Origin of the sequence: Sneathiella sp. HT1-7, assembly GCF_020731145.1 — a bacterium.
Lineage (GTDB): Bacteria > Pseudomonadota > Alphaproteobacteria > Sneathiellales > Sneathiellaceae > Sneathiella.
In genome coordinates this window covers 515,959-531,586 of the sequence record NZ_JAJFZN010000002.1, presented here as the reverse complement: position 1 = coordinate 531,586, position 15,628 = coordinate 515,959, and the positions used below count along the sequence as shown (strand labels likewise).

Sequence of the window (15,628 nt, the reverse complement as noted above, 5' to 3'; positions counted from 1 at the left end):
CAAAACAAGAGGTATAGAATGACTGGCAAGATTGACGCCCATTTGGCGGAGCTCGGTATCGAAATTCCGGGCGCAACAGCCCCAGCGGCAAATTACGTCCCGTTTGTGAAGACAGGAAATCTGGTTTTCGTTTCCGGACAGGTGCCTTTCGTTGACGGCAAGATCGCCTATCAGGGCAAGGTCGGCAAGGACTTCACAACAGAAGAAGGTATGGCCTGCGCCCGGGTGTGCGGCCTCAATATCCTCTCTCAGGTGAAAGAAGCCTGCGGCGGCAATCTCGACAAGGTGGTACGCTGCGTGAAGCTGAGCGGCTTCGTCAATTGCATCGACGGCTTTGGCGAACAGCCGAAGGTTGTAAATGGGGCCTCTGACCTGATGGTTGAGGTTTTCGGCGATAAGGGTCGCCACGCCCGCTTCGCCGTCGGCACCAATGCCCTGCCGATGAATGTCGCGGTCGAAATCGACGCGGTTTTCGAGATCAGCTAAGGGAAAAGGGGAGCGCGATAAACGCTCCCCCCTTAAATCAGCCATTAACGCATGAGCACAGCTCAAAAACACATTTGATGTATGAGTGCCATCGGAGCAATAACTTTGTTGCTTGATTTATTCCTAAACGTGCCAAAATTTTGAGCCCTTAGAGTGATCTTCATTTGACAAGTGTTTGGCTCACCTAACATGCCACGAGTGTTTTACCGTCCGTGCTTTTGCATAGGGAATTGTTCGCCCTGCTGACGATTATCCATCTTGCTACTTCCGGTTAGCTGTTCCATCAAGTTCCCGCCTTTAGGATTCGCGGCGGGTTTATCGAAATATATAACAAGAAACGCCGTGATAGCGGCGGCAACCGCACCGCCGAGTAGTGCGCTAATACCGACTTTTATCCAATCCATGTTCATCTCCAATTACGTCTGCCGGAGCAATCTCCGAGTAAATAATCTCCTCTCTTATACATATATAAGTTGTATTTTTTTCAAGTCATTAAACCAAAAGTATTTTCTGGGAAATTTTCTTGAATTCTTCCCGCAGCGAAAAAAGATATCTGTTACAGTAGCAAAGGGCGCTCCTATTTCAGTTTTCCGGGCCGTATGTCTGACACTCCTTTGATTAAAACCCTTCAATCCATTGCCGAGATACGGGAGGCCGATTGGAATGCCTGCCTGACAACGGATCATCCCTTCGTCACCCACCAGTTCCTGAAAGCACTGGAGGATAGCGGCTCCGTCTCCGCTGATAGTGGCTGGATGCCTTATCACCTCGCATTGGAACTGAATGGCACGATTGCCGGGATCGCCCCAATGTATGTGAAGGGACACAGCCAGGGGGAATATGTCTTCGATCATAGCTGGGCCCATGCCTACGAGCGCGCAGGCGGACGCTATTACCCGAAACTGCAGCTTTCGGTGCCCTTCTCCCCTGTGACGGGCCCTCGTCTTCTCGTGCCGGAGGGGCCGGAACGGTTGGTACATCAACGTCTCCTCCTGCAAGGGACAAAACAGGTGGCGGACAAACTCAACCTCTCCTCAGTTCATGCGACCTTTCTGGAACCTGAGGAACGCGAGTTGATGGAGCAGGAAGGCTTTCTCATCCGCACGGGCGAGCAGTTCCATTGGGTGAATGAAAATTACGAGACGTTTGACGATTTCCTTGCGCAGCTGTCCTCCCGCAAGCGAAAGGCCATCCGGAAAGAACGCAAGGGGGCAACGGAAAATGATCTGGAATTCGAAATTCTTACGGGGAATGACATTGGTGAGGCGCATTGGGACGCCTTTTATCATTTCTATATCGACACAGGAAATCGCAAATGGGGGACGCCCTATCTAAACCGCGAATTTTTTAGCCTGCTGGGGGAGCGCCTTGGCGAAGCGGTTGTGCTCTTTATGGTCAGCCGAGACGGACGCTACATTGCCGGCGCGCTAAACCTGAAAAGCAGTGATTGCCTCTATGGCCGCTATTGGGGCTGCACAGAGGATCACCGATTCCTGCATTTCGAAACCTGTTATTACCGCGCCATAGATTATGCGATTAAACATGGCATCAGACGGGTGGAGGCCGGGGCGCAAGGGCCGCACAAGCTCGCCCGCGGCTATTTACCAACGGAGACCTACTCCGCCCATTGGATGCGCGATCCGGGCTTTCATGATGCAGTCTCCGATTACCTGAAGGCGGAGACAAAACAGGTTGAGGCAGAGATCAATTATCTTGCCGAGCATTCCCCCTTTCGTAGCGAAAATTCCCGCTAGATTTTTTGACGAAGCCACTATCGTCCGAAATCTGTTGTTGAAAAATCCCTAAATTTGATGTATGTCATATTGACGTTTACGTAAACGTAAAGAGCAGCCGCGAAAGACGCTGCCGGCGAAAACAGGTGCAAGGGAGCCAACATGACCGACCATATTACGCACGATCCGATTTACGATACCGTGAACCGCGACGACTTTCCGGCAATGCTGGAAGTGGACCGTTATGGGACGCGTACAGATGCTTTCGATGGCATTATTTCAGCAACCCATGATCATTTCTGGGATCCCATGGATTCCACCTATCTCGATTTTTCGAGCCCCTTTGACATCAACGCCGAATATATCATGCCGCCCGAAACTATCCCGGAACTGCAAAGCGCCGTGGCCGATAAGCTGGATGAAGGTCAAAAAATCAAGCTCGCCAATGAAAGTACCCGTTGGAGCCTCTCTACTATCCTGCATGGTGAACAGGGTGCGCTTTCCTTAAGCGCCAGCCTTTGCCATATCATGGTCGATCCGGGGGCACAGGAATATGCCTCTAACCAGACCCGTGAAGAGGCCCGCCACGTCACTGCGTTCAGCCGCTATATCAGCACCCGCTGGGGTCGCCCCTATCAGATCGGCGAAGCTTTCGGCGTCCTTCTGAATGAACTTGTCGGCGCCGAAGAAGTTTACAAAAAGCTGGTCGGCATGCAAATGCTGGTCGAAGGCTTGGCCATGGGCGCGTTTGCGAATATCCATGCGAAGACGAACGACCCACTTCTGAAACGGCTGACCCAGCTGGTGATGACCGACGAGGCCTTCCACCATAAATTCGGCAAGATCTGGGCCGATAGAACCATCCCAAAATTGTCAAAAGAAGAGCAAGACCGGGTTGAAGATTGGGCTGCCCAATGTTTCGAGACCGTTCTCTTCAATCTGATCAATATCCGCCAAAAACGGGTCATTTATGATCAATTTGGGCTGGACTGGGAATGGGTGCGCGACGCCTGCCGCGAAGTATTCACGGATGAAGATCGCCGTGACACGCTAAAAGAATCCACAAACATCTTCCGCGTTCTGGTCAAGACCCTGCTGAAATCAGGGATCATCACTGAGCGGACCCGTCCGATCTACTCCCATTGGGTGGATATGGAGGAAATGGCCGGCGAGAACGAGGATATGGTTGGCTATGCTATCGCCGATGAAGGGATTGAACTTCTCAAGGGCCTCAATCAGGGCCGTAGGGTCATCGGCCAGAAATAACCAAAGACTGCATTAATAAAGGCGGGAAATTTTCCCGCCTTTATTGCGTTCTGGAACGGCAGATTACTTTTCAGCCAGTTCCTTATCTTTTTTGGGTCCCTTCTTCGCCACCTTCTTGTCCGCTTCCTCCTTGCGGCTCAACTCGGCGGCGCTTTCGACCCTAAAAGTAAGCTCCCCTGCCTTCACACCAACAGAGACATGTCCACCTTTCGCCAGCTTGCCAAAGAGCAGTTCTTCGGACAGCGGCTTCTTGATACTCTCCTGAATAACCCGGGCAAGTGGCCGGGCGCCATAATTGACGTCATAACCCTTCTTGGCGAGCCATGTCGCGGCGGTGTCAGACAGCGAAATCGTGACATTCCGATCCTGTAACTGTGTTTCAAGCTGCAGAACGAACTTTTCGACAACACGGGAGACAACTTCCGGCGGCAGCGGTGCAAAAGGAATGGTCGCATCGAGACGGTTGCGGAATTCCGGGGTGAAGAGACGTTTAATCGCTTCCTCATCCTCGCCCTCGCGCACATCATTGCCAAAACCAATGGCCTGCTTGGTCATTTCATGAGCGCCCGCATTGGTCGTCATGATCAGAACCACATTTCGGAAATCCACCTGTTTGCCGTTGTTATCCGTCAGCTTGCCATGATCCATGACCTGCAGAAGAATATTAAATAGATCCGGATGCGCCTTCTCGATCTCATCCAACAGAAGGACCGAATGCGGTTGCTGATCAATGGCGTCGGTCAAGAGACCACCCTGATCAAACCCGACATAGCCCGGGGGTGCGCCAATCAGGCGGCTGACCGTATGCCGCTCCATATACTCAGACATATCGAAGCGGATCAGGTTGAGTCCCATGATAGAGGCTAGCTGCCGTGCAACTTCAGTCTTACCAACACCGGTCGGACCGGAGAAGAGATAAGAACCGATAGGCTTTTCAGGTTCGCGCAAACCCGCGCGCGCCAGTTTGATGGAACTTGCCAGCGCATCAATCGCTGCATCCTGACCGAAGACAACGCGTTGTAAGTCAACATCGAGCTTGCGCAGGTTGACTGTGTCTTCCTTGGAGACCGATTTCGGCGGTATCCGTGCGATTTTGGCGACCACAGCCTCGACATCTTTCACACCGATGGTTTTCTTGCGCTTGCTTTCTGCTTTCAACATCTGCGCCGCACCCACCTCGTCGATCACATCGATCGCCTTGTCCGGTAACTTGCGGTCATTGATATAGCGCGCGGAGAGTTCCACGGCCGTGCGAATGGCCTCCGCCGTGTAGCGGATCTTGTGATACTCCTCGAAATAGGGTTTCAGTCCCTTCAGGATCTTGATGCTATCCTCGACCGTCGGTTCGCGAACATCAATCTTCTGGAACCGCCGCAACAGTGCCCGGTCTTTTTCGAAATGACTGCGGAATTCCTTATAAGTCGTCGACCCGATGCAGCGGATTTCCCCGCTGGCGAGTGCCGGCTTGAGAAGGTTGGAGGCATCCATCGCCCCACCACTTGTCGCACCTGCGCCAACAATAGTGTGGATTTCATCGATAAAGAGGATGGCATCGTCCAGCCCCTGAAGCTCAGAGATGACTGCCTTCAGCCGTTCCTCAAAATCACCGCGATAACGGGTACCCGCCAGCAGCGATCCCATATCGAGGGAATAGATGACGGCAGGCAACAGTACGCTTGGCACATCCCCATGAACAATCCGACGAGCAAGGCCTTCGGCAATGGCCGTCTTGCCAACACCGGGATCACCCACATAAAGCGGGTTGTTCTTGGACCGGCGGCAGAGAACCTGGATCGTCCGCTCCACCTCATCGGCGCGACCAATCAGCGGGTCAATCTTGCCCGCAGCCGCCTTCTCATTCAGATTAACGCAGTAAGCGTCCAGCGCTTCGAGGTTTTCAGCTTTTTCCTCTTGCGGTGGAGTTTCTTCCTTTTCGGCCTTATAATCTCCCTCTACTCCTCGAATAGCACGGGCCGATTCCTTGCCTGGTGCCTTGGCAACGCCATGGCTAATGTAGCTGATCGCGTCGAGGCGGGTCATCTCCTGCTTCTGCAGGAAGTAGGCCGCATGACTCTCCCGTTCAGAGAAGATCGCGACCAGAACGTTGGCGCCTGTCACCTCTTCCCGGCCAGAGCTTTCCACATTGATCAACGCGCGCTGAACCACCCGCTGGAAACTCAGCGTTGGGCGCGCCTCGACAAAGCCGTCCATGACCAAATCATCCAGTTCGTCGGTGATAAATGTCTCAAGGTCCCGACGCAGCAGATCAACATCCACATTGCACGCACGCATCACGGCGGCGGCGTCCTGGTCCTCGGTCAGGGAAAAAAGTAAATGCTCCAGCATCGCGAATTCATGTCGGCGAGATGTCGCCAATGCCATTGCACGATGTAGAGTTTCTTCAAGTGAGTTGGAAAATCCGGGCACTATTCTTTCTCCATCGTACATTGTAAGGGGTGTTGATTTTCGCGTGCATAATCAATGACCTGGGCAACCTTGGTCTCGGCAATTTCATACGGGAACACCCCGCAATTACCGACGCCCTTCTGATGAACATGTAGCATCACCTGAACAGCGGTTTGCTCATCCATATTGAAGAACTTCTGGAGCACAAAGACAACGAACTCCATCGGGGTGTAATCATCATTCAACAACAACACACGCCAAAGAGACGGTTTTTTGGTTTTAGGCTTTGTCTTGGTGACTAGGCCTGTTCCCGTACCCCGGTCGTCTTCGTCTTTTTTATCGTTGCCGCTCATCTTCATTTTTATCCAACCAGATATGATAATATTCTTTCGCTCCATCTTGCTACGCCAGTCTGGCTTTAACTATAACCCTACGCCCACTTATTTAAGTATATATCTTATCAGGAAATTCAAAAAATATTATTACCGAAGGCAAAATTTTATAAAAAAGTGACCAACTTTCGTTTGGGCACGAAAAAAGGCCCGGAAGAATCCGGGCCTTTTCAAGACGCTTGAAATGTCAGCTGGCGTTAAGCCGGCTTCGAAAACATATCAAGGCTGGCTGCATACTGTGCGCCAAATGGCTCAACAACTGATTTCGCAGCTTCCGCAATGAGAGAGTTCAGCTTGCCTACTTCAGACATGTAGCTCTGCATGGATGTGCGAGCGAATTCAGTCTGAATTTCGACAGCCTTGGCAACATCTTCTGTTTCAGCAATTGTTTTCGTGACGTTGAAAACTTCCTGCAGCTGACCTGTACCGAAGTCGATCATTTCCGCGCCGATTTTTTCGCTTTTCTCGACGGCTGCGTTGCTTGCCTTTACGAAAGCCTCTGAGCTGTTCTTGTCATAGAACTGCGAACCTTCAAGAGACTTGATAGCTTTTTCAAAACCGGTCTTACCTTCGGCAATTGCCTTTTCGTAATTGGTCTTGAATGTTTCGGTGTTGGACTTGAATGCTTTTTCAGCAGCTTCAGTTCCATTAATAAAGGCTTCCTGAAGCGACTTGCGGCCGGTTGCGACCATTTCTTCAATTTCCTTAGTAACGACAGCCGGGTCAACGGTTGCGTTTGTAGTGGCTTTCTTTGTCATTGACTTAACCTTTCTGATTAGCGTCTCAAAATTTCTTTTGCTGCACTGCAACAATGTCACCTGTATATAATAGGGTGCTGATAAATGTCAATGATTTTTTTGTGCAGTGCAACAAAGAATAGAAAGTATAATAATCTATTGATTTAATTATAATATTTTAAAAAATAACGCCTGATTTTTTTGAAAAACCCGCAAATGCAACAAAAATTTCACACCAAAATCTTGAAAAAGTCAGCCTCTTCAAAGATCCAAACCATTATCGCCAACCTGTAACGTGAAATATGTGCTGTCCCGCCCGCCATTGTAGTATCGCGATGACCGACCGAAAACCACAGGCACATAGGGTTCCTGAAATGGCACGCCGGTTTTATCCCCTTTCGACAGAACCTCGCGGAAAGGTAGGTTGGCTATGTCCGCATTGTCATCTGTCCAGGCATAATATTTAAAGTTGCCATCCCGGCAAACCATAGCAATCCAGTAGAACTCATCGGAATAGAGGATCTGCCCCTTGATGGCGGGTTGCTCAAATCCGGATTTGATCAGTGCCTGCTCAATAGCAATCAGATCCTTAAGGCTGATCACCTCCTTGCTTTCATGGGTCGCCTGCGGCCCACTAGTGCCTCCGGCCGCGAGCAGCCAATCCACATTGATACCGCCACGGAACGCGCGCGTTGTCTGGGTCGCGGATTCAGATGTCGTAATTTGGAGGATGTCATAGGTTCGCACCTGCTCATCATATATTGCGTTGTAGATCATCCGATAGCGGGCATTGCGCCCAGGTTCGCAGTTGGCGCGGATATCATCCCCATTGGCATAGGAAAACCATTGGAAAGGCCGGAAGATCGGGTTGTTCGTTCCCCCGTCCGAAGTACAGGAAGCGAGCAAAATGGACAGGCACAGAACCCGCAGACTTGTAGATACGACGTTCATCGGCCCTCTCCAGTCAATTAAATTAATAATGCTTACCAGATATTAACCATCCGCCTGTAAGATAAAAAGGATAAATCACAAAAATGCGATAATACACACACATCAAGAGGATAAGTTATTTTGTTGAGATACAGAGATAAAAAATTTATCGGGATTTTGATGGACATGATTCGCCGAATTTTTTACACTCCCTCAGGAACGGGAAATTCCGTGCGTAATCGTATTCGTATTCATAGTATTATAGGTAAGCCGTTGGTAAAGGTTTCAACAACAGCGACGTTCAGTGCCGGACAGGAAAATCTCCGGATAAAATTGCTTGCCATGGCAAAGGGACGAGTATTGTCTCAGCTGGTTGGTGGCATCTTGCTTCTCCTGACTGTGATGATGACTATACCGACTGCCGCAGAGGCCCGCTACGCCGCCGTTGTCATGGACAGCCGTACAGGCGAAGTGCTTTATTCACGCAATGCCGATGATCGGCTATACCCTGCATCCCTTACCAAAATCATGACCCTTTACATGACTTTCGATGCGCTTCAGCGTGGCAAACTCCGGCTGGATCAGAAACTGCCTGTCTCTGCCCGTGCGGCCGGTCAGGCGCCGACGAAGCTGGGACTGAAAAAGGGTCAGCAGATCACTGTGCGCGACGCAATGTTCGGCCTGATTACTAAATCTGCGAACGACGCCGCGACAGTTCTCGCCGAAAGCATGGCCAAGACGGAAGCCGCCTTTGCCCGTGACATGACGGCGAAAGCCAAAACACTCGGCATGAGACGGACGAGCTTTCGCAACGCCAGTGGCCTTCCCAACCGGCGACAAAAGAGCACAGCCCGCGACATGGCCATTTTGGGCGCTGCCCTGATTCATGATTTTCCGCAGTATTATCATTTCATGTCTCTGGAGAAATTTGACTACAAGGGCAAGGCCTTTAAAAATCACAACAACCTCCTGAAGAAGTACAAGGGTGCGGACGGTATCAAAACCGGCTATATTCGCGCGTCCGGCTTTAATCTGGTTGCCTCCGCCAAACGTGGCTCCAACCGGCTGGTCGGCGTCGTTTTTGGCGGACGCAGCGCGAAAAGCCGCGATATCCATATGGCCGCCCTCCTCGATAAAGGGTTCGGCCAGATTGAACAATTGCACCCGACCGTCGTCCCGCTGCCGATTGACAAACCATTACAAATTGCGCTTGGCACGCCTCATAGCGGAACCGCAGAAATCAAGGTTGCCAGCACCGCAGCCACTCCCCTGCCCGTCGTGAACAAAGCTTCCACGAGTTATTCACATGTTCGCAATGTTGACGCAGTGAAGAGCACCCGCGCACAGCCTTCCGCCTTCCAGCCACGGCCATTGGAGAATACTAACTGGGCCATCCAGATTGGCGCATACAGCCTGATGACCACCGCCCGCGATCAAGTCTATAAGGCCGCCGCTCAGGCTGGCGGTATTCTGGAAGGAAGGCGCGTTAATATTGAGAAAGCTATTTCTGACGGCAAGCCTTTCTACCGAGCGCAACTTATCGGCTTTGAAGAGGCGGAGGCTCGCAAAGCCTGCAGCAACCTGGCAGAGCGACGTTTCTCCTGTTTCGTCGTCGCACCGGATTTACGGCTTCCAAACTATATCGCACAGAACAGCAACTCCTGACCCGCTAAAGGGCATTTAACGGGACCTTCAGATAGGAAACGCCGTTTTCCTCGGCTTCGGGGAAATGCCCGGCACGCATATTGACCTGGATAGACGGCAAGATCAGCACCGGCATAGAAAGAGTCGCATCGCGTTCTGTTCGCATTTTCACGAACTCTTCTTCTGATATTCCGTCATGGATGTGGATATTGTTCGCGCGCTGCTCGGCAACCGATGTCTCCCACGCGTAATCCCGACCATTTGGCCCATAATCATGGCACATAAAGAGCCGCGTTTCCGGGGGATAGGAAAAAATCTTCTGGATAGAGCGATATAATGTCCGTGCATCTCCTCCCGGAAAATCACACCGAGCCGTACCAAAGTCAGGCATAAACAATGTATCCCCAACGAACACGGCATCGCCGATTTTATAAATGATACAGGCTGGTGTGTGGCCCGGCGTCGCCATCACTTCGATGGTCATACCGCCAACCTCAACGGTCTCACCATCCTGGAACAAATGCTGAAACTGTGATCCATCGTCCGCAACTTCGTCGCCGCAATTGAAGACCTTTTTAAAGGTCGACTGGACTTCCTTTACGACACCGCCGATTCCGATGATGCCCCCCAGCTTTTCCTGTAAATAAGGTGCAGCGGTCAGATGGTCTGCATGGACATGGGTTTCCAGTATCCATTCAACATCCAGTTCCTGCGCCTTTACAAAATCGATGACCTCATCGGCCGCTGTCGTCGCCGTCCGCCCGGATGCGTTATCGTAATCCAGTGCACTATCGATAATAATAGCCTTCCGGCTGTCCGGATCTGACACAACATAGCTGACAGTAAACGTTGGCTTGTGAAAGAATGCCTTTACATCTGGATTCATCATTCGCTCCTCTCCGGGTAAGTCGCAGGAAGTTACTTTGTAATTTTTCATCATGCTTGACAATATATTCATATATACGTAGATATACAAGCATGAAGATTAAAGATATGAAACATTCCGCCTCCCGTGCCAGCAACCTGATGAAGGCCTTGTCGAGTGAAACCCGGCTATTGCTGCTCTGCCGGATGAGTGAGGGAGAGATCTCAGTCAATGAATTGGCGGAGGCACTGGATATGCGCTCCTCTTCTGTATCACAACAACTTGCCCTGCTCCGAAAGGATGGGTTTGTACAGACCCGACGTGAGGGTCAAACAATTTTTTACTCTCTCGACGGAGACGAGGCCAGACAGGTCATTTCCGTTCTGTACGCGCTATATTGTAAGACAGACAGACAAGGACAATTCTGAAATGGAAAACTTTACGCCCTATAGTTCACTGATCGGAGGCATTATCCTCGGGATTGCCGCGACGTTACTGCTTATGGCGGGCCGGATTGCCGGAATCAGCGGAATTCTATCTAACCTAATTCCTCCTCAATCAAATGACGCTCTCTGGCGGATCCTGTTTATTGCCGGGCTCATCGTCGGAGCCGCCGCTTATCCTCTCTTCGGTGGTGATATGTCATTTCTGAACATCAATCCCTATCAACTTTCTGACAATGCTCATTATGCCCTTCTTGTCGTTGCAGGGCTTCTGGTCGGAGCTGGTACCTATGTCGGTGCGGGCTGCACCAGCGGGCATGGCATCTGCGGTCTCGGCCGTCTTTCGCTGCGATCCCTGACCGCTGTCATGATTTTCATGGCTGTCGCGGTTGTTACTGTTTTCATCATGCGCACCGTAGTGGGAGGCTAACCATGTTCAATATCATCAGTCTGATATCCGGCCTTCTATTCGGGTTTGGCCTCGCTCTCTCCGGCATGGTCAGCCCCGGCAAGGTCATTGGCTTTCTCGATCTGACAGGCAACTGGGACCCGAGTCTTGCCTTTGTAATGGGCGGCGGCGTTCTTGTCACCGTCATCACTTTCCGTTTCATCCTGAAGCAGCCCTCCCCTTTCTTTGGCAAGGAATTCAAGCTGCCCACTAAGACGGATCTGGATAAATATCTCATCTCTGGCGCCGTTCTTTTCGGTCTTGGCTGGGGTCTCGGCGGTCTGTGTCCCGGTCCGGCGCTCAGTTCTCTCGCCTATGGCAACCCGAAGATTTTTGTCTTTGTCGGGGCGATGATCGCGGGCATTGTTGTCGCCAAAGTCCTGACAGGGGCCTTTAAAAAGACAGCATAAGGGCGGGCTGGTATTTTCTCGTTTATGTCACGGCCAAACTTGGGTAATCTGTCGGCCGGATATAAATAAAAACAACGGGAAATATCATGTCACCATCCAATAAAGTTGCCATTGTTACCGGATCTGCCACAGGCGCAGGGGCCGCGATCGCCCTCGCGCTCGCGGACAAGGGCTATAATGTTGTGATCAACTATACAAAAAGCCTGAAGGAAGCCGAAGAAACTGAAGCAGCCTGCGCCGCCAAGGGCGTCGAGACGCTTTTGTTTCAGGGCGACGTTTCCAAGGACGACGACTGCCATGCCATGGCCAAGGCCGCGGCGGAAAAATGGGGTCGGCTCGACGTGCTGGTCAACAATGCGGGTAAGACGAAATTCGTCGCCCATAGCGATCTCGACGGGCTGAGCGCCGATGATTTCCATGATATCTACAGCGTCAACACCATCGGACCGTTCCAGATGTCCCGCGCCGTCGCTCCCTATATGAAGAAAACCGGCAAGGGCTCGATCGTCATGATATCCTCCGTCGCCGGAACAAACGGCATCGGCTCCAGCATCGCCTATGTCGCCTCTAAGGGGGCGCTTAACTCGATGACCAAGGCCCTCGCCCGGACGATGGGACCGGAAATCCGCGTCAATTCCATCTGCCCCGGCTTTATTGAAACCCGCTGGCTCTTGCAGGGTTATGGCGAGGATAAATATGACGCCTACAAAAAGAAGCTGGTCCGCGATGTACCGCTGAAAGCCGTCTGCCAGCCGGAGGATATTGCCGACGCTGTTCTTTGCTTTACCGAAGGTGGCCACATGATCACCGGCGAAATTGTCATCGTCGACGGCGGCATGCATCTGGGCGCCTAATCCGCGCTGGTGCCCCCTCTTCCCGACGATATCGCCCGCGCCCTCGGCTATCCCTATCCGAGGCCCGCGGGCTCCTTCCTCTTTTCCGGCGGCGCGGCACAAGACCTACCGCCGGAGACAGATTTTGGCGGGAGAATACCGGTGCTTGCTTGCGGCTCCAACGGATCGCCGGTACAGCTGCTCCGTAAATACGGCACGTCGCCAGATCTTCATATTCCGGTGACGGCGGCGAAACTCCATGACATCTGCTGCAGCTATTCGGCGCATTTTTCCGGATACGGATCGGTCGCCGCGGCCCTGCACGCCGCTCCGGGTGCTATCACAAATGCCCATATCACCTGGCTGAACGAGCAAGAACTCACCCGTATGCACGAAACCGAAGCCATTGGGCAGAACTACCGCTTCGTCAGGATGGATGGGATCGATATATCTTGTACGCAGCATGGAACCATCGACACCGTCCACGCTTATATCAGCCTCCATGGAAGCCTGCTTTTGGACGGGTCGCCAGTCATACTCGGCGGCATTGGTTGTGAGGGGGCACCCTTCCCGATTCTGGATCAACAGGCCCTTCAGTCCCATCTTCGCGATTCCCTCGCGCCCGGAATGGACCTTCATGATTTTATCCGGCAAAATATAACGGATGCAAACATCAGGGCGAAGAGAACCTCCCTCCTTGCCCAGCACGCCCAAGTATTTGACCATCTCGGCATGACAACACTCCTTGAACAGGTGTAACATAATGAACAATCTGACTGCAGACCGCCCAACCTTTGTTTCTCATCTTGAATGCAGCATGACCGGGAAGATCTACCCCGCTGACACGCTCCATAACCTGTCAGACGATGGCTGGCCACTTCTTGTGCGATATGACCTTGCAAAGCTGAAGGAAGCACTCACCAAGGAAACCCTCGCAACCCGCCCACAGGATATTTGGAGATACCGTGAATTTCTTCCCGTTCGGCGGACAGAAAATATTGTCTCTTTGGGAGAGATTACCACACCGCTGATATCCCTTTCCGGCGACGCGCCCCTCTATGTCAAAGATGAAAGCCGCCTGCCGACGGGTTCCTTCAAGGCCCGCGGCCTTGTTATGGCGGTCAGTATGGCCAAGGAACTCGGCGTCCGCAAAACGGCCATGCCGACGAATGGAAATGCCGGCGCTGCCCTAAGCGCATATGCCGCACGCGCAGGGATGGAAAGCTATATTTTCTGTCCGTCCGACACACCGGAAATCAATATGTCGGAAACAGGCCTTCAAGGAGCAAACCTGTTTCGCGTCAACGGGTTGATCAACGACTGCGGAAAGATTGTTGGGGAGGGAAAGGCTGCAACGGGGTGGTTTGATGTCTCCACCCTAAAGGAGCCATACCGCATTGAAGGCAAGAAAACCATGGGGCTGGAACTTGCAGAACAGTTTAATTGGGAATTGCCGGATGCCATTTTCTACCCCACCGGAGGCGGCACGGGATTGATCGGTATGTGGAAAGCCTTTGACGAGTTGGAGGCAATCGGCTGGATCGGCTCAAAAAGACCCAAGATGTTCGCTGTTCAGGCAGAAGGCTGCGCGCCGATCGTGCGGGCCTATGAAGAGGGCAAGGAACATGCCGAGCTGTGGGAGGATGCGCATACCGTGGCCGCGGGGATACGGGTTCCGGCGGCCATCGGCGACTTCCTGATACTGCGCGCCGTCCGGGCAAGTGGCGGCGCCGCGATTGCCGTGTCCGATGCCGCAATCGAAGATGCACGCGCCACCGTTGCCGGGAGAGACGGCCTTCTTCTCTGTCCGGAAGGAGCTGCAACCTATGCCGCCTATCAGCTTGCGCGCGCCAAAGGTCTTGTTTCGGATACCGACAATACCGTCCTGTTTAATTGTGCAACGGGATTGAAATATCCGATGCCGAAAGCCGGAACATCGCTCAACCGGAACAAAGCAATCGATTACAGCGCGATGGGGCAGAACTGACGTGAAACGTACTGCTACTGCACTCCTCATCGGCGGGATTGGCGGGGCCCTCTTTTTTATTGCCGATCTCCCGCTCGCCTGGATGCTGGGCTCGATGGTGTTCTCCACTATCGCGGCGCTGCGCGGTTTCAATCTCGCGGTAAATGGAACCTTACGTAAAATAATGACCGCAATCCTCGGCGTCATGCTTGGCAGTGGCTTTACAACAGAGACATTTACCACCATGGGCCGTTGGAGCGGCGGGCTCCTCCTCCTTGTAGTGAGCGTCGTGATATCGATGGCGCTGGTCTATATCTTCTATCGCCGTGTGGGTAAATTTGATCCCACCACTGCCTACTTCTCCGCGGCTCCCGGCGGTCTAAACGTCATGTATGAAGTTGGTGAGGCGAAGGGCGGCCATGGCCCGACAATCGCGCTGATTCATGCATCACGCATCCTGATCCTGGTGATGACTGTTCCGATGATCTTCCGCTATGGGGTCACATTGGAAGGGACGGCCCAGACCGTGTCACTGTTCGGCTCAATTCAGGATATTGCAGGGGACGGCTGGCTGCTCGTTGCGACGCTGATCGGCTATGGTGGCGGCTATCTATGCCGCCTGCCTGCCTATCACCTGATGGGACCTCTGTTGGCGACGGCAGCCTTTCAAATGGCCGGGATAACGGACGTTTCGCCCCCGATGATACTTGTCTATGCGTCGCAATTGGTGATTGGAACAGCGATTGGCGCGCGTTTTCTTGGCACCCGTTTTCGCGACATCCGGCATGTCATCGGGCTCAGCTTCGCCTCAACCACCTTGATGGTTCTGATTGCCGCCATCTTCGCCTATTTCTTTGCCGAGACCATCGGCGTTAGTATTCCTGGAATAATTCTCGCCCTCAGCCCCGGTGGCCTTGCGGAGATGTCACTGGTCGCCCTCGCCCTTGGGATTGACGTTGCCTTCGTCTCCACCATGCATGTTATCCGGATCAGCCTGATCATCGCGCTGGTGCCTATGGCATTCTCCGCAATCGAGCGGCGTCTGACCGGTCAGGCAAAGTAATAGCGC

The 15,628-nt window shown here is 52.6% G+C and carries 17 protein-coding genes; 11 read left to right on the top strand and 6 right to left on the bottom strand.

The window, feature by feature from the left end; all coding sequences use genetic code 11:
• Positions 1-18: 18 nt before the first annotated feature.
• Complete coding sequence (locus LKE13_RS07765; protein WP_227949901.1) at positions 19-486, top strand: RidA family protein; 468 nt, start codon at positions 19-21, stop codon at positions 484-486.
• 203 nt (positions 487-689) lie between these two features.
• Here LKE13_RS07765 and LKE13_RS07760 read toward each other — a convergent pair whose 3' ends face one another.
• On the bottom strand, positions 690-890 hold the full coding sequence (locus LKE13_RS07760; RefSeq protein WP_227949899.1) for a hypothetical protein: 201 nt from the start codon (positions 888-890) through the stop codon (positions 690-692).
• Positions 891-1,085: 195 nt separating this feature from the next.
• Between LKE13_RS07760 and LKE13_RS07755 the strand changes: the two genes are divergently transcribed.
• Together LKE13_RS07755 and LKE13_RS07750 are read left to right on the top strand one after the other, a co-directional pair.
• On the top strand, positions 1,086-2,240 hold the full coding sequence (locus tag LKE13_RS07755; RefSeq protein ID WP_227949897.1) for a GNAT family N-acetyltransferase: 1,155 nt from the start codon (positions 1,086-1,088) through the stop codon (positions 2,238-2,240).
• Positions 2,241-2,381: 141 nt separating this feature from the next.
• Complete coding sequence (locus LKE13_RS07750; protein ID WP_227949895.1) at positions 2,382-3,485, top strand: ferritin-like domain-containing protein; 1,104 nt, start codon at positions 2,382-2,384, stop codon at positions 3,483-3,485.
• A 63-nt stretch (positions 3,486-3,548) separates the two neighbouring features.
• On the opposite strand, the gene clpA is transcribed toward LKE13_RS07750, so the two are convergent.
• The 4 genes from clpA to LKE13_RS07730 form a co-directional block, all read right to left on the bottom strand.
• On the bottom strand, positions 3,549-5,912 hold the full coding sequence (gene clpA / locus LKE13_RS07745; protein WP_227949893.1) for an ATP-dependent Clp protease ATP-binding subunit ClpA: 2,364 nt from the start codon (positions 5,910-5,912) through the stop codon (positions 3,549-3,551).
• A complete protein-coding gene (gene clpS, locus LKE13_RS07740) occupies positions 5,912-6,244 on the bottom strand; it encodes an ATP-dependent Clp protease adapter ClpS (protein WP_265334816.1) in 333 nt (110 codons plus the stop codon). Before clpS ends, clpA begins: the two co-directional genes overlap by 1 nt.
• A 236-nt stretch (positions 6,245-6,480) precedes the next feature.
• Positions 6,481-7,041: a phasin family protein gene (locus LKE13_RS07735; RefSeq protein ID WP_227949891.1), complete on the bottom strand. Its 561-nt coding sequence runs from the start codon at positions 7,039-7,041 to the stop codon at positions 6,481-6,483.
• A 240-nt stretch (positions 7,042-7,281) separates the two neighbouring features.
• On the bottom strand, positions 7,282-7,971 hold the full coding sequence (locus LKE13_RS07730) for a hypothetical protein (protein ID WP_227949889.1): 690 nt from the start codon (positions 7,969-7,971) through the stop codon (positions 7,282-7,284).
• Positions 7,972-8,181: 210 nt separating this feature from the next.
• Here LKE13_RS07730 and LKE13_RS07725 point away from each other — a divergent pair, with 210 nt between their 5' ends.
• Complete coding sequence (locus tag LKE13_RS07725) at positions 8,182-9,615, top strand: serine hydrolase (protein WP_227949887.1); 1,434 nt, start codon at positions 8,182-8,184, stop codon at positions 9,613-9,615.
• A gap of 4 nt (positions 9,616-9,619) precedes the next feature.
• Here the strand turns inward: LKE13_RS07725 and LKE13_RS07720 are convergent, their stop codons facing one another.
• A complete protein-coding gene (locus tag LKE13_RS07720; protein ID WP_415776517.1) occupies positions 9,620-10,480 on the bottom strand; it encodes an MBL fold metallo-hydrolase in 861 nt (286 codons plus the stop codon).
• Positions 10,481-10,572: 92 nt separating this feature from the next.
• Between LKE13_RS07720 and LKE13_RS07715 the strand changes: the two genes are divergently transcribed.
• The 7 genes from LKE13_RS07715 to LKE13_RS07685 all read left to right on the top strand — a co-directional run bounded on the left by LKE13_RS07715 (position 10,573) and on the right by LKE13_RS07685 (position 15,622).
• Positions 10,573-10,887, top strand: coding sequence for an ArsR/SmtB family transcription factor (locus LKE13_RS07715; protein WP_227949883.1), 315 nt, complete (start codon positions 10,573-10,575; stop codon positions 10,885-10,887).
• Position 10,888: 1 nt separating this feature from the next.
• On the top strand, positions 10,889-11,332 hold the full coding sequence (locus LKE13_RS07710; RefSeq protein ID WP_227949881.1) for a YeeE/YedE family protein: 444 nt from the start codon (positions 10,889-10,891) through the stop codon (positions 11,330-11,332).
• A gap of 2 nt (positions 11,333-11,334) precedes the next feature.
• Positions 11,335-11,760, top strand: a complete 426-nt coding sequence (locus tag LKE13_RS07705) for a DUF6691 family protein (RefSeq protein WP_227949879.1) — start codon at positions 11,335-11,337, stop codon at positions 11,758-11,760.
• An 86-nt stretch (positions 11,761-11,846) separates the two neighbouring features.
• Positions 11,847-12,614, top strand: a complete 768-nt coding sequence (locus LKE13_RS07700; protein WP_227949876.1) for an SDR family NAD(P)-dependent oxidoreductase — start codon at positions 11,847-11,849, stop codon at positions 12,612-12,614.
• Between the two features lie 9 nt (positions 12,615-12,623).
• Positions 12,624-13,352 carry a hypothetical protein gene (locus LKE13_RS07695; protein ID WP_227949874.1) on the top strand — a complete coding sequence of 243 codons (729 nt, stop codon included), beginning with the start codon at positions 12,624-12,626 and terminating at the stop codon, positions 13,350-13,352.
• A gap of 4 nt (positions 13,353-13,356) precedes the next feature.
• On the top strand, positions 13,357-14,580 hold the full coding sequence (locus tag LKE13_RS07690; RefSeq protein WP_227949872.1) for a threonine synthase: 1,224 nt from the start codon (positions 13,357-13,359) through the stop codon (positions 14,578-14,580).
• Position 14,581: 1 nt separating this feature from the next.
• On the top strand, positions 14,582-15,622 hold the full coding sequence (locus LKE13_RS07685; protein WP_227949870.1) for an AbrB family transcriptional regulator: 1,041 nt from the start codon (positions 14,582-14,584) through the stop codon (positions 15,620-15,622).
• The last annotated feature ends 6 nt before the right edge of the window (positions 15,623-15,628 follow it).